The organism is Bradyrhizobium sp. ISRA430 (genome assembly GCF_029909975.1).
Classification (GTDB): domain Bacteria; phylum Pseudomonadota; class Alphaproteobacteria; order Rhizobiales; family Xanthobacteraceae; genus Bradyrhizobium.
The window spans coordinates 3,744,860-3,765,340 of sequence record NZ_CP094516.1 but is presented as its reverse complement, the minus strand read 5'-3'; the positions used below and the strand labels follow the sequence as shown (position 1 = coordinate 3,765,340).

The 20,481-nt window shown below is 64.3% G+C and carries 21 protein-coding genes; 14 read left to right on the top strand and 7 right to left on the bottom strand.

Annotation, left to right across the window (positions count from 1 at the left end):
* Positions 1-41: 41 nt before the first annotated feature.
* The 4 genes from MTX21_RS17985 to MTX21_RS17970 all read left to right on the top strand — a co-directional run bounded on the left by MTX21_RS17985 (position 42) and on the right by MTX21_RS17970 (position 4,938).
* The gene (locus tag MTX21_RS17985) at positions 42-1,865 is read left to right on the top strand and encodes an ABC transporter permease (protein ID WP_280966110.1); all 1,824 of its coding nucleotides are present in this window, start codon (positions 42-44) and stop codon (positions 1,863-1,865) included.
* Positions 1,865-2,728, top strand: a complete 864-nt coding sequence (locus MTX21_RS17980; protein WP_280966109.1) for an ABC transporter ATP-binding protein — start codon at positions 1,865-1,867, stop codon at positions 2,726-2,728. Before MTX21_RS17985 ends, MTX21_RS17980 begins: the two co-directional genes overlap by 1 nt.
* A complete protein-coding gene (locus tag MTX21_RS17975; RefSeq protein WP_280966108.1) occupies positions 2,725-3,462 on the top strand; it encodes an ABC transporter ATP-binding protein in 738 nt (245 codons plus the stop codon). The genes MTX21_RS17980 and MTX21_RS17975 overlap by 4 nt, the downstream gene beginning before the upstream one ends.
* Before the next feature lie 435 nt (positions 3,463-3,897).
* Positions 3,898-4,938, top strand: a complete 1,041-nt coding sequence (locus MTX21_RS17970; RefSeq protein WP_280966107.1) for a HoxN/HupN/NixA family nickel/cobalt transporter — start codon at positions 3,898-3,900, stop codon at positions 4,936-4,938.
* Here MTX21_RS17970 and MTX21_RS17965 read toward each other — a convergent pair.
* Together MTX21_RS17965 and MTX21_RS17960 are read right to left on the bottom strand one after the other, a co-directional pair.
* Entirely contained in the window at positions 4,917-6,428 is a 1,512-nt protein-coding gene (locus MTX21_RS17965; protein ID WP_280966106.1) for an ATP-binding protein, read from the bottom strand. The genes MTX21_RS17970 and MTX21_RS17965 overlap by 22 nt on opposite strands.
* A gap of 143 nt (positions 6,429-6,571) precedes the next feature.
* On the bottom strand, positions 6,572-7,396 hold the full coding sequence (locus MTX21_RS17960; protein WP_280966105.1) for a YkgJ family cysteine cluster protein: 825 nt from the start codon (positions 7,394-7,396) through the stop codon (positions 6,572-6,574).
* A gap of 286 nt (positions 7,397-7,682) precedes the next feature.
* Here MTX21_RS17960 and MTX21_RS17955 point away from each other — a divergent pair, with 286 nt between their 5' ends.
* Positions 7,683-7,877, top strand: a complete 195-nt coding sequence (locus tag MTX21_RS17955; protein ID WP_280966104.1) for a hypothetical protein — start codon at positions 7,683-7,685, stop codon at positions 7,875-7,877.
* A gap of 46 nt (positions 7,878-7,923) precedes the next feature.
* Here MTX21_RS17955 and MTX21_RS17950 read toward each other — a convergent pair whose 3' ends face one another.
* The 5 genes from MTX21_RS17950 to MTX21_RS17930 all read right to left on the bottom strand — a co-directional run bounded on the left by MTX21_RS17950 (position 7,924) and on the right by MTX21_RS17930 (position 14,350).
* Complete coding sequence (locus tag MTX21_RS17950) at positions 7,924-8,988, bottom strand: 2-dehydropantoate 2-reductase N-terminal domain-containing protein (RefSeq protein WP_280966103.1); 1,065 nt, start codon at positions 8,986-8,988, stop codon at positions 7,924-7,926.
* 1,178 nt (positions 8,989-10,166) lie between these two features.
* A complete protein-coding gene (locus tag MTX21_RS17945) occupies positions 10,167-10,802 on the bottom strand; it encodes a MarR family transcriptional regulator (RefSeq protein ID WP_280966102.1) in 636 nt (211 codons plus the stop codon).
* 665 nt (positions 10,803-11,467) lie between these two features.
* Positions 11,468-12,793, bottom strand: coding sequence for a flagellar protein export ATPase FliI (fliI, locus tag MTX21_RS17940; protein ID WP_280966101.1), 1,326 nt, complete (start codon positions 12,791-12,793; stop codon positions 11,468-11,470).
* Positions 12,794-12,829: 36 nt separating this feature from the next.
* Complete coding sequence (gene flgF, locus MTX21_RS17935; RefSeq protein WP_280966100.1) at positions 12,830-13,558, bottom strand: flagellar basal-body rod protein FlgF; 729 nt, start codon at positions 13,556-13,558, stop codon at positions 12,830-12,832.
* A gap of 3 nt (positions 13,559-13,561) precedes the next feature.
* A complete protein-coding gene (locus MTX21_RS17930; RefSeq protein WP_280966099.1) occupies positions 13,562-14,350 on the bottom strand; it encodes a DUF1217 domain-containing protein in 789 nt (262 codons plus the stop codon).
* 138 nt (positions 14,351-14,488) lie between these two features.
* Between MTX21_RS17930 and motA the strand changes: the two genes are divergently transcribed.
* The 9 genes from motA to MTX21_RS17885 all read left to right on the top strand — a co-directional run bounded on the left by motA (position 14,489) and on the right by MTX21_RS17885 (position 20,480).
* Positions 14,489-15,385 (top strand): flagellar motor stator protein MotA, encoded by an 897-nt coding sequence (gene motA / locus MTX21_RS17925; RefSeq protein ID WP_280966098.1) that lies wholly within the window; start codon positions 14,489-14,491, stop codon positions 15,383-15,385.
* Positions 15,382-16,323, top strand: a complete 942-nt coding sequence (locus MTX21_RS17920) for a FliM/FliN family flagellar motor switch protein (protein WP_280966097.1) — start codon at positions 15,382-15,384, stop codon at positions 16,321-16,323. The genes motA and MTX21_RS17920 overlap by 4 nt, the downstream gene beginning before the upstream one ends.
* Complete coding sequence (locus MTX21_RS17915) at positions 16,304-16,615, top strand: hypothetical protein (protein ID WP_280966096.1); 312 nt, start codon at positions 16,304-16,306, stop codon at positions 16,613-16,615. Before MTX21_RS17920 ends, MTX21_RS17915 begins: the two co-directional genes overlap by 20 nt.
* Positions 16,616-16,728: 113 nt before the next feature.
* A complete protein-coding gene (gene fliN / locus MTX21_RS17910) occupies positions 16,729-17,115 on the top strand; it encodes a flagellar motor switch protein FliN (protein WP_280966095.1) in 387 nt (128 codons plus the stop codon).
* A gap of 2 nt (positions 17,116-17,117) precedes the next feature.
* Positions 17,118-18,158, top strand: a complete 1,041-nt coding sequence (locus MTX21_RS17905) for a flagellar motor switch protein FliG (RefSeq protein WP_280966094.1) — start codon at positions 17,118-17,120, stop codon at positions 18,156-18,158.
* Between the two features lie 13 nt (positions 18,159-18,171).
* Positions 18,172-19,257 (top strand): flagellar biosynthesis protein FlhB, encoded by a 1,086-nt coding sequence (gene flhB, locus MTX21_RS17900; protein WP_280966093.1) that lies wholly within the window; start codon positions 18,172-18,174, stop codon positions 19,255-19,257.
* Between the two features lie 85 nt (positions 19,258-19,342).
* Entirely contained in the window at positions 19,343-19,723 is a 381-nt protein-coding gene (flgB, locus tag MTX21_RS17895) for a flagellar basal body rod protein FlgB (protein ID WP_280966092.1), read from the top strand.
* Positions 19,724-19,734: 11 nt separating this feature from the next.
* Entirely contained in the window at positions 19,735-20,151 is a 417-nt protein-coding gene (gene flgC, locus MTX21_RS17890; protein ID WP_280966091.1) for a flagellar basal body rod protein FlgC, read from the top strand.
* Between the two features lie 2 nt (positions 20,152-20,153).
* Complete coding sequence (locus MTX21_RS17885) at positions 20,154-20,480, top strand: flagellar hook-basal body complex protein FliE (RefSeq protein WP_280966090.1); 327 nt, start codon at positions 20,154-20,156, stop codon at positions 20,478-20,480.
* Position 20,481: the final 1 nt, after the last annotated feature.

The following is a 20,481-nucleotide window of genomic DNA, read 5'->3' as shown; positions in this document are numbered from 1 at the left end:
GTGGTCACTCCGGCCCGTTTTCCCTTCACTAGGAACCCCGCGTGTCCTCCTGGCTCGACTACACGATCAATGGGCTGATCGTCGGCAATGTGTATGCCCTCGTTGCGGTCGGGCTCGCGCTGATCTTCGGCGTCAGCCGCCTGATCAATTTCGCCCAGGGCTCGATCTATCTCGTCGGCGCCTATATCGGCTGGGTGGCGGTGGTGCAGCTCCACACGCCGCTTCCCCTCACCATCATCGTGGTCGCGGTCGCCGCCGCGCTCGTCGGACTGATCATCGAGCGATTCGGCCTGCGTCCCCTGCAGAATTCGGCGCGCATCGCGCCGCTGCTCGCGACGATCGGCATCAGCTTCGTGCTCGACCAGATCGTTATGCTCACCTTTTCGCCCAACCCGCGCGCGCTGCCGAGCCAGCTCCCCGACGTCCGCTTCCAGGTAGGCAATGGAACGATCGGCCCGCTCGACCTCTTGATCGCCGGCGTCGGCATCACCAGTGCGCTGCTGCTGTTCGTGTTCCTGCGCTACAGCAAGCTCGGCTGGGCGGTGCGTGCCACCGCGCAGGACCGCGACGCGGCCATGCAGATGGGCGTCGACGTCAACCGCGTGAACCAGGCCGTGTTCGGCATCGCCGCCGCGCTCGGCGGCGTCTCCGGCATGCTGGTCGGCATGTACTACAACCAGATCGACACGGCGATGAGCCTGCAGGCGACGCTGAAAGGCGTCGTCGCCGAGGTGGTCGGCGGTGCCGGCAACGTCCCCGGCGCCGTGGTCGGCAGTCTGCTGCTCGGACTTGTCGAAAGCTACGGCGTCGCCGTATTCGGCACCAGCTATCGCAACCTGTTTGCATTCCTGCTGCTGGTGCTGGTGCTCGTGTTGCGGCCGAACGGCCTGTTCGCAAGTGCTCGGCAGGCGCCGCCCGAGCCGCTCACCGGCACTTTCATTGCACCGAGCCGTCCCGTTCGCATTCCCCGTTGGGCCTTGGCTGTCGCCGTCGGCGGCTTTGCGATCCTGCCGCTGTTTCCGGTGTCGTTCTACGTGCTGCAGACCCTGATCAACGCCTGGCTGCTCGGCATGCTCGCGCTCAGCCTGACGCTGGTTGCGGGCACGATCGGCCAGGTCTCGCTCGGACACGCGGCGCTGCTGGCGATCGGCGCCTATACGTCGGCGTTGCTGTCGCTGAGCCTGTCCGTTCCTGTCGGTCTTGCCGTCATCGCCGGCGGCCTGATGAGCGCCGCGCTCGGCACGACGCTGATCTCGCCGTCATTCCGCCTGCGCGGGCATTACGTGTCGATCGCGACGCTCGCCATCGGCGAGATCGTGTCGCTGGTGATCCTGAACTGGGAGGGCGTGACGCGCGGTCCCATCGGCATTTCCGGGATTCCGCCCTTGTCGCTGTTCGGCTATGACCTGATCAGCGCGTCGTCGGTCTACTGGTTCAGCCTTGCCGTCATGATCGTGCTGGCACTGCTGCAGGGGCGGTTGCTCACCTCGCATCTTGGCCGCAGCTTCCGCGCCATTCGCGACGACGACATCGCTGCACGCGCCTACGGCCTCAGCCTGAACCGCTACAAGTCGCTGGCCTTCATCTTCGGCGGCTTCGCTGCAGGCGTCAGCGGCGCCATCGCCGCGCATCTTTATTCCTACATCAATCACGAGACCTTCAACACGCAGCAATCCATCCTGGCGTTGACGGTCGTGATCCTCGGCGGCCTTGGCAATGTGGTCGGCGCCGTCGTCGGATCGGTGGCGCTGGTCGGCTTGCCCGAGGTGTTCCGGATCGCGGCGGAATACCGCATCCTGATCTACGGCATCGTGCTCCTGCTGCTGGTGCGGTTCAGGCCGCAGGGCCTGTTGGGGACGATCTGATGGACGCGCATCTCACGACTGCCTCCGGCGCTCCGATGCTGTCCGTGCGCGGACTGACGCGGCGGTTCGGCGGCCTGACTGCCGTCGACGCCATCGATCTCGACCTCGCCAAGGGCGAGCTCGTCAGCATCATCGGCCCGAACGGCGCCGGCAAGACGACTCTGTTCAACCTCGTGACCGGGCACGACCGGCCCGATGCCGGCGAGGTTCGTCTCGAAGGGCGGGACATCACCGGCCTTGCGCCGGAAACGCTGGCCGGGCAGGGCATCGCGCGCACGTTCCAGCTCGGCCGTGTCTTCGGCAATCTCAGCGTCATGGACAACGTCCTGATCGGTGCCCACACGCGGCTGCGCGCGGTCAAGCCGGCGGTGCCGGTGATCGGCCCGCTCCTGGAATTGGGGCTGGCGCTGCTGCGCCCGGCGAGCGTCAGGGCCGAGGAGGAGCGCCTGCGCGAGGAGGTGAAGGTCATTCTCGCGCGCTTCGGCGAGCGTTTGTTGCCGCGGATCGATCAGCCGGCCTATAGCCTCTCTTATGCCAACCGTCGCCGCGTCGAGATCGCGCGGGCGCTTGCGCTGAAGCCGCACCTGTTGCTGCTCGATGAACCCACCGCCGGCATGAACCCGACCGAGACCGCGGAGATGCAGGCGCTGATTGCCGAGCTGAAGGCGGAGGGCCTGACCATCCTCTTGATCGAGCACAAGCTCGAAATGGTCATGCGCCTGTCCGACCGCGTCATGGTCATGGACGAGGGCAAGAAGATCGCGGAAGGCCTGGGCGAAGACGTGCGCAACGATCCCAAGGTCATCGAGGCCTATCTCGGTCATGGCCTGTCGCAGGGCGAGGAGCAGGAGACAGCGGCATGACGAGCACCGCCGATCCGTTGCTGGCGCTGTCGGGCGTCAACACCTTCTACGGCCAGGCGCAGGTGCATTTCGACCTGTCGATCAGCGTCGCGCGCGGCCACATCGTCTGTCTGCTCGGCGGTAACGCCAGCGGCAAATCGACCACGATGAAGATCATCCTTGGTCTGGTGAAGCCGCGCTCGGGCGAGGTGACCTTCGACGGCGCCCCGCTGCTCGGACTTTCCACGCCGCAGATCGTCCGCCGCGGCATCGCCTCGGTGCCGGAGGCGCGGCGGCTGTTTTCGGAAATGAGCGCCAGGGAGAATATCCTGATGGGTGCGTTCGTGCGCAACGACCGAGCCGCGGTGGCGCAGGACCTCGAGCGGATGCTGACGCTGTTTCCAAAACTCGGCCGGCGGCTGTCGCAGCGCGCCGGCTCGTTGTCGGGCGGCGAGCAGCAGATGGTCGCCATGGCCCGCGCGCTGATGAGCCGCCCGCGGATGATCGTGATGGACGAGCCGACCATGGGCCTGTCGCCGCTCTATGTCGACCGCGTGCTGGAGCTGATCAGGACCATCAACCAGGAAGGCGTGTCGGTCTTCATGGTCGAGCAGAACGCCAGCCTCGCGCTCGAGATCGCGCATGAAGCCTATGTCCTGCAGACCGGCAAGATCGTGCTCTCCGGCCCGGCGCGGACGCTGAAGGACGATCCCCGCGTGCGCGACGCCTATCTGGGCGGCTCTGAGGCCGCATAACGGCCTCATGGTTCGAGACGCCCGCACGCGCGGGCTCCTCATCATGAGGGTCGACGAATTTGCCACGAAACAAGACCTCATCCTGGGGAGGATGTGAACTTTGATTGCCGCTTCAGACCTGAATTGAAAGAGCTACGTCGCCGCCCAAACTCCGTCATTGCGAGCGCAGCGAAGCAATCCAGAAATGCATCCGCGGACAGGCTCCTGGATTGCTTCGCTGCGCTCGCAATGACGCTGCTGGGAGCAGCGACCGCAAACCAAGACCTCATCCTGAGGAGCCCGCTCAAGCGGGCGCCTCGAAGGATGGGCCGCAACGAAGGCACTTCAACTCGCGGTCTTGCTACGGGATCCATCTCGGTAGTCCGGGATTGCGCTAGCCGGTGTGATCATTCTATAGAAATATCATACTACAGTGCGATTGGCGGGAATGTGTTCGTGACGAAGTGGTCTTTGCGGGTGGTCGAGCCCAAAGCGGTGCTGCTGTTCGGCGGGCTCGTCATCGCCAATATCGCCGCATGGGTCTGGGCCTTCGCGCTGTTCGCCGACCGGCCCGCGGTAATGGCGACCGCGCTGCTTGCTTGGGTGTTCGGCCTCCGCCACGCCGTGGACGCCGACCACATCGCCGCCATCGACAATGTCGTGCGCAAGCTGATGCATGTGGGCGAGGTGCCGCGATCCGCGGGACTGTATTTCGCGCTCGGCCATTCCACGGTCGTGGTGGTCGCGACCATGCTGCTTGCGCTCGGCGTGGTCGGTCTTGGCGGTGACAGTCTGCTCAAATCCATCGGCGGCCTGATCGGCAGCTCGGTCTCCGCGATCTTCCTGCTCGTGATCGCGATCCTCAATCTCGTCATCTTCATCGGCCTGTGGCGGACGTTTCGCGCGGCGCGCACGCATGGGATTCATGACGCCGAAGGGCTCGATGCGCTGCTCGCCAATCGCGGATTTCTGGCGCGGTTGCTCGGCCCGATGTTCCGTCTGGTGACGAAACCCTGCCACATGTATCCGCTCGGACTGTTGTTCGGGCTCGGCTTCGACACCGCGACTGAGATCGGGCTGCTCGGCATCTCCGCCACCGAGGCCGCGCGCGGCGTTTCGCTTGCGCATGTCCTGGTATTCCCCGCTCTGTTCACCGCCGGCATGGCGCTGGTCGACACCGCCGACTCGGCGCTGATGGTGAGCGCTTATCGCTGGGCCTTCGTCGATCCCTTGCGAAAGCTCTGGTACAACCTCACCATCACCGGCGCCTCCGTCGCGGTTGCCCTGTTCATCGGCGGCATCGAGGCGCTTGGCCTGATCGGCGACCGCCTTGATCGCTCCGGCGGGGTGTGGTCGCTGATCGACGGCCTCAATCAGTCACTTGCGAATGTCGGCTTCGCAGTGATCGCGCTGTTCGCAATCGCCTGGCTGGTCTCGATCGTGCTCTATCGCCGAGTCTTTACGGACAACCAAGCTCAAGCAGACGCTGCGCTCTGAGCCTGCTCTACCGGCAAGTCATCGCCGTTGGGATCGCCCGGCGCGGTCGCCCAGGCGAGCTCCACCAGAGTCACGATCCTGCGTCCACCGCCGTCGAGCTGGCAGACGATCAGGCCCTGCTCCTCCATGTAGCCGAGCAGCCGCTGCGCGCGGCGCAGCGAATGCGAGCCATAGGCGCGTGCGATCGCGGCATCGCCCGGGCAGGGCCAGCCTTCCTTGGCCGCGCGGGCGATCATCATGAACACGCCCTGCATGTCGTCAGGCAGGATCGAGGCGCGCAGCGTAACTTCCTGCCATGCGTCGTCCTCGGCGAGCTCGGTGCCGAGCCCGGCGCGCGCATGCGTCAGCATGCGGCGGAATTCGTTGAGGTCGGGCACGGCCGAGCCGAGCCCCTCGATGCGGCAGCGGACCACGAACTCCTGATAGAGCACGCCGATGGCGCGGAAGCCGGCGTCGGGTTCGGCCAGCACGGCGCGCAAGGTGCGGTCGACGCGTTCGCGCCGCTCCGCGAGCTCCTCCGCGCTGACCGGCAGCTCGATCGCCTCGGGGCGGGCTTCCGTCGCAGCGGACTTCGCCGCCCTGAGCTGCTCCAGCAGATCCGGCGCGGGCCGGCGCTGTGGGCGGTTCGCCTCCGGCGGCGGCGCGGCGAGGATCACCGCGCGTGCATCCTCCAGCGTCGCCTCGGGCAGCGGCAATAGCCGTGGCGTGGCATTGCGCGGCTTAGTGTCGGTCGGACCGATATTGAGGCGCAAGGGCCGGCGCGACAGTGCCGGTCCCAGCGCCATGAACTGTCCGCGCTCGAGATCGCGAAAGGTTTCCGCCTGCCGCCGCTCCATGCCGAGGAGGTCGGCGGCGCGCGCCATGTCGATGTCGAGGAAGGTGCGGCCCATCAGGAAATTCGAGGCTTCCGCCGCGACGTTCTTGGCGAGCTTCGCCAGCCGCTGGGTCGCGATGATGCCGGCAAGTCCGCGCTTGCGGCCGCGGCACATCAGGTTGGTCATGGCACCCAATGAAAGCTTGCGCGCCTCGTCCGATACTTCGCCCGCAACCGCCGGCGCGAATAGCTGCGCCTCGTCCACAACCACGAGCATCGGATACCAGTGGTCGCGATCGATGTCGAACAGGCCGCCGAGAAACGCCGCCGCGCGCCGCATCTGGTTCTCGGCATCCAACCCTTCGAGATTGAGCACGGTGGAAACGCGGTGCAGCCGCGCGCGCTCGCCGGCGACCTGAAGCCCGCGCTCGGTATGATCCTCTGCGTCGATCACGAGGTGGCCGAAGTGCTCGGCCAGCGTGACGAAATCGCCTTCGGGATCGATGATGGCCTGCTGTACCCAGGGCGCGCTCTGCTCCAGGAGGCGCCGCAAGAGATGCGATTTGCCGGAGCCGGAATTGCCCTGCACCAGGAGGCGGGTGGCGAGCAGCTCCTCGAGGTCCATGGCTGCCGCGGCGCCCGCCGTGGTCTGCCCCATCTCGATCGCAACCGTCATGTCCCGACTCAAAGCCTTCCTTCGCGGCAAGCGGCTTATCAATCCGATCGCGGCCCGTCGAGCGGTGCATGGCGAATCACGCTGCGTTGCCCACGGTGGCGTTCAGGGAACACGTCGATGCATGCTCAGGCTGGCCGCGCCGCTCAGGCGCCCGCCAGATTCGACAATCGGAGCAGGGCGGGCCGGTAGGGCGGGTGAGGATCGTCATCCTCATTTTCAGGGATGGCGCAGGAGCCGAATTCCTGCCGGATGCGCTCGATCTCGGCGACGCGCTCGTGCAGCCGCTGCAAATGCTCGGGCGACTTCGCTCTCCAGAAACGGAACGTGTCCGACGTCAGGGGCAGGAACGCGGTGCCGAACAGCGTGGGATCGGGGACGATGGTGCGGCCGAGCAGCAGGAATCTGTCGGGCCCGGAGACGACGAGGGTCGCATAGCCGCGGTTTCCGATCCGCCTGATCCCGTTCAGTGACCACTCGGACAATTTGCTGAAGTAGGGCTCTTCGCGCCAGCGATCGGGACAATGGTCATCAACCGTCACGTTGACGGCGTCCTGGCTGAAATGCACCACGAGCCCCGCCTTTTCGGGAAACCAGTCATCGTCGAGATGGCCTTGCAGCCAGGCGCAGACAAATGAACGGCACATCTGCGGACGGCGGTCATAGATGGTGCATCCCGTTCCCGTCTGCCAATGTTTGCACAACTGGTTCACCGGTTTGTCGACGGCAGCAACCTCGAGAATGTCGCAGCAGGCATTGCACGATCCGCATTGTCGGGAAGGCGGCGGCGGTGCCTGTCGACCGACGGGCTTGAAGCCCTGGCCATCGCGAACGAGAAGCTTCTGCTTCTCCAGGGCGTTCAGCGCGCGCTCGACCTTGAGGCGGGACAATCCGGTCGCGTCAAGGATCCCCTTCATCGTCGTCGCGCCCGCCTCCACCGCGCGAACGACCTGCAACGTCGCCTGATCCATCGTCTTCTACTTGTTCTTCCGCTTTCTAACCGGCTGTCGCGGCGGACCCGGAACCGAGGCCGGGGAAACCGGCATCCAGCCCGTCGCAGCCCGTGATAGGCAACCTGCGTACGGCTACAAGTCGCATGTATGCGATGTTTGCGCAAATGGGGGCCACGGGAATGGTCCGGTTCGGGCCAAATCACGATGGGAAGGGTCGATTTTCCGGGCGCTTTCGCGCCCGGCCCGGCGCGATTATGCTTGAGATGAAGAAATACGCGAAGGACTGCGACCTGGATTGGTCCCGATGAAATGGCTTCAGTGGTATCCGACGCGCGCCGACATCATCGGAATTTCGATCGCGCTCGCCGTGACGTGCATCTTCGTCTTTGTCGTCGTCGGCTTTCCGAACTTCCATCAGGCAACAGGTTTCGGCCCGGACTGGGACTGCAAGGCCGTGCCCAAGGGCGACCCGGTCTGCATCAAGAAGCCGGGCCGATGAGGTCCAGTTAGCTTCGGCGCGGCCAAGCCTACCGCGCCGACCTTGATCATTGCGCGCCGGATCCGCCCTGCACGATCTTCTCGTTCAGCTTCTGATCCACGATCTCGACCGTGCGATCGATCTCGGCATTGGGCGTGCCAAGTTGATGCGAGATCAGCTTCACCAGGAGGTCGACGCGTTCGATGAAGGGGGCGCCGCCCGCCACCGCCCGCGCCGCCGATGACGGCTTGAGCAGGCTCTCGGCGGCCTTGGCGTATTTTGCGAACGGCACCTGGTCCTGCGGGTCGGCACCGAGGCGCCGGGCGATCGCGTCGACATGATCGTAGATCGTCTGCGAGCGTGCGAGATCGCCGTGCACGGCGTCGCGGATCGACTGCGGATCGTGCGGCGTGATGCAGCGATAGTTGCCGGTGAGCAGCATCGACCATTTCGCCAGCGGCACGAACAGCGAAGAGAACACTTTCAGCTTCACCGGCACGTCGTGACCGTCGAGCGTGACCGCATCGATGTCGGCTTCAAGCTCGCGCAGCACCTTGTTGTGCTTCTCGTCCGCAAACACCGAGGCCTTGAAGTTCGTCGGCAGGCCGACATGCAGCACGTTCGCCGCTTCTTCCGGCGGACGGAATGCCTGCGGATCGGGTGAGCACAGCGTCACCAGGCCCGGCTCGAACCGCTCCCACACCTGTGCATTGGTGTAGGCCTCCTCGAGGTCCATGTCTGCGAGTGCTGGAATCCGCTTGAGGTAGGGCAGCGGCGGCATGTTCATGATCGAGAGGCACGGCAGCTTCGCCGCGGCAATCTTGACCATGAGAGTCCGGACGGTGTGGTTGGTGTATTGCGGCTCCTGCATCGCGAGGCCGACCATGTCGTAACGCGAGACGTCGACATTGGCGGGCGTCACCGCATCCAGCTTGCCGGGCAGGTCTCGCGAGAAGATCGCGCGGTGCACCGCCTCGTCGCGCAGCTTGATGCGCACCTCGGTACCGTCGCGGTTGATGAGCTCGGCGGTCTTGGCGCGGCAGACCAGGGTCACGTTGTGCCCCGCCATCAACAGCTTCGAGCCCAGCAGCGAGCCGTAAGAAGCCCCCAAGATCAGAATGTTGCGCGCCATGCTCTTTCCTCCGACAAATCACGCCGTATTTGGCCCGGCCGTGGTCCGGGACGGATTGGGGCGGCATGTAAAGCGAAGTCCGTCACGATGGCAACTGGTATAATGCATACAAGGTTGGTGCGCATTCCCGCTTCGTTCGCGTTTGCTGCCGTCCGGGCTACGAGGTCCCATGTTACCCGACGGGCAAAACACCTGCGCCGTTCGCAAAACTTGTCAAGAACGGACGCCTAAAATATTCTGCTTTACCGAAATTCGGATTTGTCGTATGGTCTCCCATCCCGGTCCACCAAGAGGGGCGATCGTACGTCGTCACGATTTCGCGGACCGGGTTGCGGTGGACGCGGCAGCGTCGGCACGAGAGGCGCGGGCAGGGCGGGTCGTCCCTGTGAGCCCGAGGCCACGTGCAGACGAGCGGCGCTGCAAGATTCGTCTCGCCAACACTCTCCGGCGCGTGTGCACACTGCCGGTGACTTGTGGCGATCAGCGAACGCGCGTACGGCAAAACCGTGTGGTCCTGGCCGTCGTTGCTACGGTCAAGCCTGTCGCGAAGGTGCACGCGAGCCCAACCGGGTGGACGGCACCGTCAATTCGCAGGGCGAGGGAGGCCAGAGGGAAATCGGCTCCCGGGAGAGCGCGGCATAAGCCGTCAAACCACTGCGCAGGGAAGGCCGTGTGTTGGGCTTCACCTGTCTGCCGCTGTGCAGTTCTTTTTGCGCTACATGCGCACAGCGGACCTGCGGGTGCCAGCCGGCACCCGGCCTTCCCTGCGCCCTCTTGGCTAGAAGGGGGTGACGAGATGAAGCAAAGCTCGGGCGAAAATCCGCCGCGAGAAGGCGAAGGTGTGTCTTTGTCGAAATGGAAATCAGATGCTGCGGCGGTCAAAATTGGCGACCCTCACCCTGAGGAGTGCGCCTCTTGCGCGCGTCTTGAAGGGCGAGGCCACAGCGGGGTCTTCATCCTTCGAGATGCGCGTGCCGCGCTCCTCGGGATGAGGAACTGCCGCCCACACTCCGTCATTGCGAGCGCAGCGAAGCAATCCAGAATCCCTCCGCGGCAGCAGCCTGGATTGCTTCGCTGCGCTCGCAATGACGAGTCCGTAGAGACGGTGTGCACGATGTCTGCAACATTCACTCGGAAATTGCACACGCCGACGACGCATCAAGCCCAAGTCCCTCGCGTCAACCCTGGCTGGCGACGCGGGCCCGATCGAGATGGTCCTCGATTTTCGGACGGTCGCGGGTGCGCTCAAAGCTCGTGCAGAGGAGTTCGGTCTCCTCGAGCGAGATGGGCGCGCGGTACAGCCGGCACATGAACTCCGCGTTTGCAGGTGCCTTGCCGGTAGCCGGGCTGCGCTCGGCGAGGAACATGCAGTCGCGGCAGATGCTGGCATCGAGCCGCTGATGCGTCGCATCGAGGTGATTGAGAATCTTCGTCAGCGAGTCACGCAGCCTCATGCACTCATCGGCGCCGAGCGCGGCGACAGCGTTCAGCACGTGATTGATCGGATCGTGCTGGTTCAGGCACTTCTCGCCCTGCGCGGTGACGTGGAGCACGACGGAGCGCTTGTCTTCGTGCGACGGCTTTCGCACCAGGAAGGATCTACTCTCGAGCGTCTTGACGATCTGCGATGCCGTCGCCCTGGTGGCGCCGATGAAGCCGGCGAGCGCAGACGGCGTGCGCGAGAAGCGGTTGGCGCGGCCGAGGAAGCGCAGTGCCATCCATTCCCGGTCGCGCAATCCGTGTTGATCGCCTTCGAAATACCAAGCCCTCGCCGCCTGAATCAGCAGCTCGACCGCTTCGCGTGCCAACGGCATGGGTCTACCTCGCCCCGGGAAATTCGCCTGCGGCGCCCCGAAGCCGCTTTCCGCCTTGGCGCACGAATCCTTCGCGAGAAGCTGGATAGCCGGCGACATCCGATGGGTTGCCGTCACGACCGGACGATGGATCGGAATTGGTCAACCGAAGCCCCTGAGTTCAAGTCACAAGCACGTTTCTTATATTCCGCCGAAACGATGAATGAGCTTCTCAATAAAATCAAGTAGAGACGCCCTCGGAGACGGAATGTCGTTGCAGACGTTCACGACATTCAACTCGATCTCGCTACGGAGAAGACATGATGGCGAACGGTGTGCTCTATGTATCAAGCGAGCTGCGGTAAAGTATACGACGGTTTACTTGCACGCATGTTGCTGGCTCCGTTCGATGCAAGTTGATCAGAGTTTGTGCATGACGAAGATGTACGTCCTCGCGTCATCCACAACTTGCGCAATCGGTTCTGCAGAATCAGCGAGGGAATGTGTATGGATTGCACGCAGAGGTTGTTCGCGTCCCGCTAAGGGTAGTCATCCGAACGGTTAACGCTGCTGCGAGGGAAACAGTGCCGCATTTGCAGGCTGTGTTCCGCTGCAGCCAAGCCGCAGCTCTTCTGCGATTAACGCCGAAGCGCATGCATGGCCTCGCCGCGCGGCGGAATTGGCCGCTAGTCGCCCTTGAGCATGTCGCGCAGTTCGCGGAACGGATCGGCACTTGGTGGAGCCGAAGCGTCTTGCCGCATTGCGCTGTAGATCCTCGGGACCATGTCGACCGCCTGATCAAGGCTCGAATCGCGTCCGGACTGATATCCGCCCATCAGGCGGAGGTCGCGCGTGTCCTCGTATTTGGCGATCATGGCGCGCAGTTTGCTGACGAGTTCGCGCTCCTCGGGATCCCAGACGTTATGGGCGAGACGGGAGACGGATGCCAGCATGTCCACGGCCGGATAGCGTGCCTGGTCGGCAATGTGCCGGCTGAGCACGATGTGCCCATCGAGCGTGCTGCGGATGGTGTCGGCGATCGGCTCGTTGTGATCGTCGCCATCGACCAGCACGGAGAAGATGCCGGTGATGCTCCCGGACCCCTCCTCGCCGGGGCCAGCCCGTTCCAGGAGACGCGGCAGATCGGTGAAGACGGTCGGCGCGTAGCCGCGCGCGACCGCGGGCTCGCCGGCGGCGAGCGCGACCTCGCGGGCGGCATGAGCGAAGCGCGTGATCGAATCGATCACGAGCAGGACGGATTCGCCCCGGTCGCGAAAATATTCGGCGACCGCCATCGCCGTCTTCGGCGCCAGCCGCCGCATCATCGGGCTTTCATCTCCCGTCGATACGATGGTGACGGCGCGCGCGCGGTCATTGCCCAGCACGTCCTCGATGAATTCGCGCACCTCGCGGCCGCGCTCGCCGACGAGCGCCAGCACGACGGTGTCGAAGCCTTCGCTGCGGGCGAGCATCGCCAGCAGCGTGGATTTGCCGACTCCGGATCCGGCAAAAATGCCGACGCGCTGGCCGGCGCAGATCGGCGCAAACAGGTCGATGACCCGCACGCCGGTACGCAAGGGTTTGTGGACGCGCGCCCGCTTCATCGCCGGCGGTGCCTCCGTCTCCGCCGACACGGCCCGCGATCCCGGCGTGAGAGGACCCTGTCCGTCCAGCGGCGCGCCGAGCGCGTTGATGACGCGGCCCTTCCAGCTCGGATCGGGCGCGAAGGACAATGGCGGCATCCGGTATGCGATCGATCCGAGGCCGCCTGCGAACTGCCGGTCGAACGGCTTGGCGATGATGCCGTCGCTATCGATCCGGACAACCTCGCCGATCTGGGGCTTGCCCGCCGAATTGACGCCGATCAACTCGCCGAGCCTGACGAAGCGCGACAGGCCGGAGACGCGGAAATGCGTCGGCGCGATCTCGGAGATCGCGCCGCTGACGCTTGCAAGGGGGGTGCTCTGCTGAAGCTCCAGCAGTGCCCACTCAAGTTGCCGGAGAGCGTTCAAGGAAATTGTCCACAATCATGGCGCGCGAGGTGCAGTCTACTTTCCGGGCTCGCCCAGCGTTCGGATCGCGTTCTGCAACGAGCTCTCGGTGCCCTCGAGCAGCGAATTGGTGCCGTCGAAGGCGCGCGAGGCCGAGATCAGCCGGGTCAATTCGAGCATCGGATTGGCGCCGGAGCCTTCGACATAGCCTTGCTTGAAGCCGTCCCGGGTGAAATCGGAGATGGCGGTCGCAGGCCGGTCGGGGACGACGCCCGAATTGCCGTAGCGGTCGAGATTGGCGTCCGCGGGAATGTTGAACAGGCCGATCGTGCCGATCTCGTTGTTGTCCTGGGTGATCGCACCGCTGCGCGAGATCGCGACCGGTCCGCCATTCGGGTCGAGCGTGAGCTGTGCACCGCCCGCATCGATGATGGGGAAACCGCTCACCGTTTGAAGGTCGCCGTTCGGGGCGATCTGGAGGCGGCCGTCGCGCGTATAGACCGTGCCGTTCGGACCGGCGAAGGCGAGCCAACCCTGTCCGACCACGGCGACGTCGAGCGGGTTGCCGCTCTCGGTGATATTGCCTGCTTCGCGCGAGATGATGTTGTCGCCGGGCGAGGAGAAGGCGACGGGATTGGCGCCCGCTTTCGACAGCACCGTCTCGAACTTCACCACGTCGGTGCGGAAGGCCGCCGTGTTCACGTTGGCGACGTTGTTGGCGATCGTCTGCAGGCGCTTCTCCAGCGCGACCTGCGCCGACAGTCCCACATAAAGAGCCGATTGCATGACTTACTTCCCGAACCGGATGGACTGGAGCTTCGAGAGCATGTCGGTATCCATGCTGGTCATCGACGACGCGCCGCCGATCAGGACCAGCGCGGGGTTGGTCGAGTTGTCGGTCTGGGCCTGGGTCGCATCCCACATTGCGGCAAAGCGCTGCACGAACTTGTTCACCTTGGTCGGGTCCTGGAAATCGGTGAGCTTGATCTTGCTCGTGATCATCTTGGCTTGGGCGTCGATGTCGGCCGAGCTGACGGTCGACGACAGGCCGAGCGCCGTCTGAACCACCTGCGTCAGCGCCTTGTCCGCGAGGATCTGGTAGGCGTTGGTGATCGTGGAGGCCTTGCGCGTGAAATAGAGCGCCAGCCGAAGACCCTCGTTCTGGTCGCCGGCTTTCTGCTCCATCGTCTGCGTGACATATTGGGTCGCCGTGCCGGTCGTGGCCTGGGTGGTCTGGGTCGCGTTGCTGCCGAGGGCGGCGAAGTTGAAAGCGGTGGCGAATTCGCGGTAGCGGGTGTCGGTCAGCTTGTTGGCGAAGGTGTTCTTGTTCGCGACACCCTCGGTCAGCACCTTGCGCATGAACGCCTTGGCATAGGTCATGTCGCTGAGGCCATAGGCCTTCATCGCATAGGAGTAGAGCCGATAGTCCTTCAGGAAATCGTCGATGGTCTTCACCTTGCCGATGTTGGCAAGGTAATAGTCGGTCTCACGGCTGACATCCGGCTCCTTCGCGACGAGCGTCAGCGACTTGCCCATGTCCTTGGTTATTCTCGTGTAGTCCGCGATCGTGGACAGCATGGCACCTCTCCGGCCGCAGTTGCGACAGGATCTCAAGCTGCCGCGGATTGCTTGCGCGGGGCTGACGGCGGGCAAGCCAGCCTCGCGCAAGCGTCGGCGCATAGATGTTGCCGATGGGATCGGCGATGGAGCGGCGCGTTGGGCAGTTTCGTAGGGATCATCATCACGGTCGCGGCACTGCTCGGCGGATTTGCCGCGATGGGCGGGCATCTGGCCGTGCTGATGCAGCCGTGGGAGTTCGTGATCATCATGGGCACCGCGATCGGCACCTTCATCGTGGCCAATCCGTGGAAGGTGGTCGTGGATACGGGTCTCGCGACCATGCAGGCCGTCACTGGCGCGGTGCCAGGTGAACGCTACTATCTCGACCTGCTCGGAGCGCTCCATGCCCTGATGCGCGAGCTGCGGGGCAAGGGTCGCAACGAGGTGGAAGCCCATATCGACGATCCCTCGTCCTCGGAAATCTTCAAGGCGTTCCCGAGCGTGCTGGGGGATGCGGCGCTGCTCCAGTTCATCTGCGACTACGTGCGCCTCATCATCATGGGTAACGCGCGCACGCACGAGATCGAGGCACTGATGGACGAGGAGATTCACACCATCGTGAAGAGCAAGCTCACGCCCTACAACGCGCTGGTCGTGGTGTCCGAGGCGTTGCCGGCGCTCGGTATCGTTGCTGCGGTACTCGGCGTCATCAAGGCCATGGGCGCGCTCGACCAGTCGCCGAAGCTGCTGGGCGGCTTCATCGGCGCCGCCCTGGTCGGCACATTCGCCGGCATTTTTCTGTCCTATGGCATCATTTCGCCCTTCGCGCTGAAGATCAAGCTGACGCGCGAGAAGCGGTGCCGGCCCTATATCATCGTCAAGCAGACCCTGCTCGCCTTCATGAACGGCGCCATGCCGCAGATCGCGGTGGAGCATGGCCGCAAGATGATCGCGAGCACCGAGCGGCCCTCGATCGATGTCGTCGAGAATGAGACCATCGCCGGGCCGAAGGTGGTGGTTGCCGATGCCGAACCGAAGGCTGCCCGCGCATGATGATGGATGGTCTCGACGTCGACCAGCAGAAGCGGCTGCCGAACTACCTGCTCGATGCCGCCGGCATCTCGATCGAGCGGATGCCGATGCTCAATGTGATTTTCGATCGCATGGCGGCATCGTGCACGGACAGCCTGCAGCCGATGGCGGGGACGCCCTGCTATTTCTCGGTCAATGGCATCACCAATGATCGCGTCGGTGACATTATCAAGGACTACGAGGCCAACGCGGTCGCCGCCGTGCTCTATGCCGAGCAGTGGGATTCCCGCGTCATCATCATGCTCGACCGCGACTTCGTGTTCACCATGGTCGAGGCGATGTTCGGATCCGACGGCGCTGAACCGCCGATCGATGTCGAGCGATCCTTCTCCAACATCGAGCTCCGCCTGGTGCAGGCGCTGTTCGAGCGCTTCGCCAAGTCGCTGCAATCCGCCTTCGCCGGCACCTCGGAAGTCACGTTCAGGCTGGAGCGGGTCGAGACTGCCATGGCCTCGCTCGCGATCGGGCGGAGCGGCAACATGTCGATCTGTGCGAACATCATGCTGCAGGCGCTCTACCGCGGCGGCCAGATGTTCCTCATCATTCCGCACTCGGCGCTCAATCCGCTGCGGCAGAAACTCGCCCATGTCGTCGTCAGCGACGGCCGCGCGGCCGATCCGCACTGGCGAGAGCAGATGGAGAGCGAGGTCCATCGGACTGAGATAACGCTGAGCGCAGTGCTGGACGAGAGGATACTGCCCCTCGGCGACGTCGTGAAGTTTCATGTCGGGCAAGTGCTCGAGCTCGAAGCCACGCCGCGTACGCTGGCCCGGCTCGAGAGCAACAACCAGGTGCTGTTCTGGTGCCAGATCGGCCAGCTTGACGGCTACTATGCCATGCAGGTGGCGGATCCCGTCGATCAGAAGCGGGAGTTTGTCGATGATATCCTATCTCGTTGACGCCGTGCTGCTCGTCGCACTCGCCTTCACCAGCATGCGGGTGACCAGGATGCACCGCGAATTGGCGCGGCTGCGCAGCTACCAGGGCGAGTTCACGACGATCGTACACGAGACCGCGGGCGCGTTCGACACGGTCATTACCGCTGCGCACGATTCCACGGCCAATCTCGGGCGGCTCGCGAACGTTCTGACGGCGAAGATCGATCAGGCGCATGAGGCGATCGCGGCGTTGGACGCGCGGCGCGGACTTATGCCGGCGGCGACCACGGGCGGCGATACGGACAGGCATTGAGGCGGGGGCCGGTCAGGCGCGGATGACGGGAACGTCAGCCGACGTCGACGCGCAAGCAGGGGAATGATTCCGGAGCCGCGCTCCGGGAGCGGATTACCAAGAGGCGATACACGATGGCGCAATCTTTCGACTACGAGTCTTCCAATCGAGCATCGGCGCCCGAGGGGCATGCCGACACCTCTCCGCTGGAGAGATTGGCGGAGATCGCCGCGCGCACGGCGGAAGAGACCGGAAAGTTCGCCAATGTCGACGCGATCCTGCGCATTCCCGTCACCATGCAGGTAGTGCTCGGCTCGGCGACAATTCCCGTGGCGAACCTGATGAAACTCGGTCGCGGCGCCGTGGTACCGCTGGATCACCGGGTCGGCGAGCCCGTCGACGTCGTGGTCAACGGCCGCATCGTCGCCCGTGGCGAGGTGGTGGTGGTCGAAGAGGATAATTCTCGTTTCGGCGTGTCGCTGACGGAGATCGTTGGACCGCTGGGGCAAGGTGATACCTGATCATGGCGGCACCGGTCGGCATCGCTCCCGTCAAGCAGCGAGGCGTTGCCACGCTGGGCGGAACGGAAAAGGTCGCGGCGCTCCTGCTGGCCATGGGTCGGCAGGCGGCCGCGAGCGTGCTTCAGCAATTCGAGCCGCAAGAGATCCGCATCGTCACCAAGGCCGCGGCGGAGCTGCGGCCGATCACGGCGCAGGAGCTCGAGGGGATTGTCGAGGAGTTCGCCCAGCAGTTCTCGATGGGCGCCAACATCCTCGGCACGCTCGGCGGCCTGGAGGCCGTGCTCGGCGACGTCCTTCCGGCCGATCAGGTCTCCCAGATCATGTCGGACCTGCTCGGCAATTCGAGCCGCTCGGTCTGGGACCGCGTGTCGTCGGTGTCGGAGAACTCGCTCGCGAGCTACCTCACCAAGGAGCATCCGCAGACCGCAGCGCTGATATTGTCCAAGGTCAAGCCCGCGTGCGCCGCGAAGGTCATGAGCCAGCTTCCCTCGAGCCTGCGCAACGAGCTGATGCGGCGCGTGCTCAGCCTCAAGCCGATCGTCGACGACGCGATGCGCATCATCGAGAAGACGATGCATGAGGACCTCACCCTGAATTTCGCCCGCAATCTCGGCGCCGATACCTATGCGCGCGTCGCCGACATCATCAACAAGATGGAGCGCGGCCATATCGAGGACATGCTGAAGAGCCTGTCGGAGAAGCGGCCTAAATCGGCTGAGGTGCTGAAGGAGCTGCTGTTCACCTTCGACGACGTCGTCAACCTGACGCCGAAGGCGCGCACCATGATCTTCGATCAGGTGCCGACCGACCGCATCGTCGTCGCCCTGAAGGGAACCGACAAGAGCTTCCGCGAGCTGATCCTGTCCTCGGTCGCCTCGCGCGTGCGCCGCGTCGTCGAGCACGAGCTTGCCATCGGCGAGCCGTCGAACCAGCGCGATGTCCTGGAGGCGCGGCGCGTCATCACCGACCTCGCGCTTGACCTCGCGGAGAAGGGCGAAATCGAGCTCAACCCCGAGCAGGAGGATGAGCTGGTCTTCCGCTGACCGCTGAGCAGGCATGGCAGAAACATCCGACCAGGAGAGCAAGACAGAAGAGCCGACCGAGAAGAAAGTCCGCGATGCGCTCGAACAGGGCAAAATTCCGGTCTCTCGGGAGGCATCCATCTTCGCCTCCATGGCGGCGCTGATGGTGATCCAGGCATTCCTGATCGGTCAGGGCGTGCAGCAGCTCACGCCGACCCTTAAGAGCTTCCTGGACGATCCCGAGGGTTTCCCGCTGAGCACCGCGGCCGACGCGCAGAACCTCCTCACCGTGGTCGGCCTGCAGGCGATGCGCTTCCTGATTCCGCTGGTGGCGATCCTGGCTGTGTTCGGGCTGGCAGCGTCGCTGCTGCAAAACGCACCGCGCCTGGTGCTGGAGCGTATCCAGCCGGACTTGTCCCGGATCTCTCCGGCCAAGGGCTGGAACCGGATATTCGGAACGCAGGGGCTCGTCGAGTTCGCAAAGTCGCTGTTCAAGCTCGTCTCGGTGAGCTTCGTCGTCGGCTTCGTGCTGCGCTCATCCGAAGCGAAGGCCTTCGAGGCGATGTACACCGATCCCGTGGCGCTGCCGGAGATGATTCTGACCATCGCAATGCGGATCGTCTCGGCGATCTGCATCGCGACGATCGTGCTGGTCGCGATCGATCTCGCCTGGGCGCGCTTCCACTGGCGGCGCGAGTTGCGCATGACGCGGCAGGAGATCAAGGACGAGCACAAGCAGGCGGAGGGCGATCCGCTGGTCAAGGCGCGCTTGCGCTCGCTGGCGCGCGACCGCTCGCGTCAGCGCATGATCGCCTCGGCGTCGCGCGCAACGCTGGTGATCGCGAATCCAACGCATTTTGCCATAGCGCTGCGCTACAAGCGCGAAGAGAATCCGGCGCCGCTCGTGCTCGCCAAGGGCATGGACGCGATCGCTCTCAAGATTCGCGAGGTCGCCGAGGAAAACAGAATTCCGGTGATCGAGAACAAGGCGCTGGCGCGCGCGCTCTACGAGGCGGTTCAGGTCGATCGGGTGATTCCGCCCGAATTCTTCCGACCCGTAGCAGAGATCATCTACTTCCTGCAGTCGAAGCAGTCACCGCGCGCCGAAAAGGTTCAGTGAATTTGTGCGGATAACGCCCCGCCCATCAGCCTGAGGAAAGCTTACGATTCTAACATTCTCCCGAATAGACCAGAATGGGACTGTCGTGGGACCGCTTTATCTCTTCGAACTCGCATCGTCGCAGGCGCGCTGGCTCGAACTCCGTCAGTCGACGATCGCCACCAACGTCGCCAACGCCAATACGCCCGGCTTCAAGGCCCGCGACGTCGAGCCGTTCAACAAGGTGCTCGACGGAACGCCGGTGCGGCTCGCAATGACGTCGCCCTCGCACATGCAGCTTTCCGCAGCCGAGACCGATACGCGTGCGATCGCGAAGAAGGATAGCTGGGAGGTGGTTCACTCCGGCAACTCGGTGAGTCTCGAGCAGGAGATGATCAAGGGCAGCGACGTCAATCGCGACTACTCGATGAACTCCGCGATCGTGCGGTCGTTTCACCGCATGCTGCTGTCGAGCGCGAAGACCTGAGGTGAACTGACATGCTGGACTCACTGAGCGCCTCACTGACGGTCGCAAGCTCCGGGCTCGAAGCGCAGTCGACGCGCATGCGCATCGTCTCGGAGAACCTTGCGAATGCGAGTTCGACGGGGCGCACCGCCGGCGCTGATCCGTATCAGCGCAAGACGATCACCTTCGATGCCGCAATGGACCGTGCCTCGGGCGCGCAGCTTGCGAAGGTCAAGGAAATCGGGGTCGATACCACGCCGTACCGTGTGGAATACGACCCGGGGCATCCCGCCGCCGACAAGGCCGGCTACGTCAAGCTTCCCAACGTCAACATGATGATCGAGATGGCCGATATGCGGGAAGTCAACCGGTCGTACGAGGCCAATCTCCAGGTCGTGAAACAGGTGAGGTCGATGCTGGGCATGACCATCGATCTCCTGAGGAGCTGACAATGCTTGAGGCGATTTCATCCACGGCGATTTCCGCAGGCCAGGCGGCGACTCGCGCGACCGAGACGCAGGCGATCTCGCCCGCGGCAACCGCGATTCAATCGGGCGACGACCTCGGCTTCGATTCCGTGCTCAAGCAGGTGACGACGGACGCAATCGGAACGATGAAGGCGGGCGAAGCGGCGTCGATCTCGGCAATGCAGGGCAAGGAATCGACGCGGCGCGTCGTCGAGGCGCTGATGTCGGCCGAGCAGGCCCTGCAGACGGCGGTCGCGGTTCGCGACAAGGTCGTGCAGGCCTACCAAGAAGTCGTTCGGATGTCGATTTGAT

Excerpts from the sequence above, each read along its gene's own strand:
- MTX21_RS17950 (WP_280966103.1), bottom strand. The coding sequence starts at position 8,988 with ATGGCGCGCAACATTCTGATCTTGGGGGCTTCTTACGGCTCGCTGCTG.
- MTX21_RS17915 (WP_280966096.1), top strand. The coding sequence starts at position 16,304 with ATGATATCCTATCTCGTTGACGCCGTGCTGCTCGTCGCACTCGCCTTC.
- MTX21_RS17920 (WP_280966097.1), top strand. The coding sequence starts at position 15,382 with ATGATGATGGATGGTCTCGACGTCGACCAGCAGAAGCGGCTGCCGAAC.
- MTX21_RS17980 (WP_280966109.1), top strand. The coding sequence starts at position 1,865 with ATGGACGCGCATCTCACGACTGCCTCCGGCGCTCCGATGCTGTCCGTG.
- MTX21_RS17945 (WP_280966102.1), bottom strand. The coding sequence starts at position 10,802 with ATGCCGTTGGCACGCGAAGCGGTCGAGCTGCTGATTCAGGCGGCGAGG.
- fliN (WP_280966095.1), top strand. The coding sequence starts at position 16,729 with ATGGCGCAATCTTTCGACTACGAGTCTTCCAATCGAGCATCGGCGCCC.
- MTX21_RS17975 (WP_280966108.1), top strand. The coding sequence starts at position 2,725 with ATGACGAGCACCGCCGATCCGTTGCTGGCGCTGTCGGGCGTCAACACC.
- MTX21_RS17965 (WP_280966106.1), bottom strand. The coding sequence starts at position 6,428 with ATGACGGTTGCGATCGAGATGGGGCAGACCACGGCGGGCGCCGCGGCA.
- MTX21_RS17905 (WP_280966094.1), top strand. The coding sequence starts at position 17,118 with ATGGCGGCACCGGTCGGCATCGCTCCCGTCAAGCAGCGAGGCGTTGCC.
- MTX21_RS17955 (WP_280966104.1), top strand. The coding sequence starts at position 7,683 with ATGAAATGGCTTCAGTGGTATCCGACGCGCGCCGACATCATCGGAATT.
- MTX21_RS17885 (WP_280966090.1), top strand. The coding sequence starts at position 20,154 with ATGCTTGAGGCGATTTCATCCACGGCGATTTCCGCAGGCCAGGCGGCG.
- flgC (WP_280966091.1), top strand. The coding sequence starts at position 19,735 with ATGCTGGACTCACTGAGCGCCTCACTGACGGTCGCAAGCTCCGGGCTC.
- flhB (WP_280966093.1), top strand. The coding sequence starts at position 18,172 with ATGGCAGAAACATCCGACCAGGAGAGCAAGACAGAAGAGCCGACCGAG.
- MTX21_RS17930 (WP_280966099.1), bottom strand. The coding sequence starts at position 14,350 with ATGCTGTCCACGATCGCGGACTACACGAGAATAACCAAGGACATGGGC.
- MTX21_RS17960 (WP_280966105.1), bottom strand. The coding sequence starts at position 7,396 with ATGGATCAGGCGACGTTGCAGGTCGTTCGCGCGGTGGAGGCGGGCGCG.
- flgF (WP_280966100.1), bottom strand. The coding sequence starts at position 13,558 with ATGCAATCGGCTCTTTATGTGGGACTGTCGGCGCAGGTCGCGCTGGAG.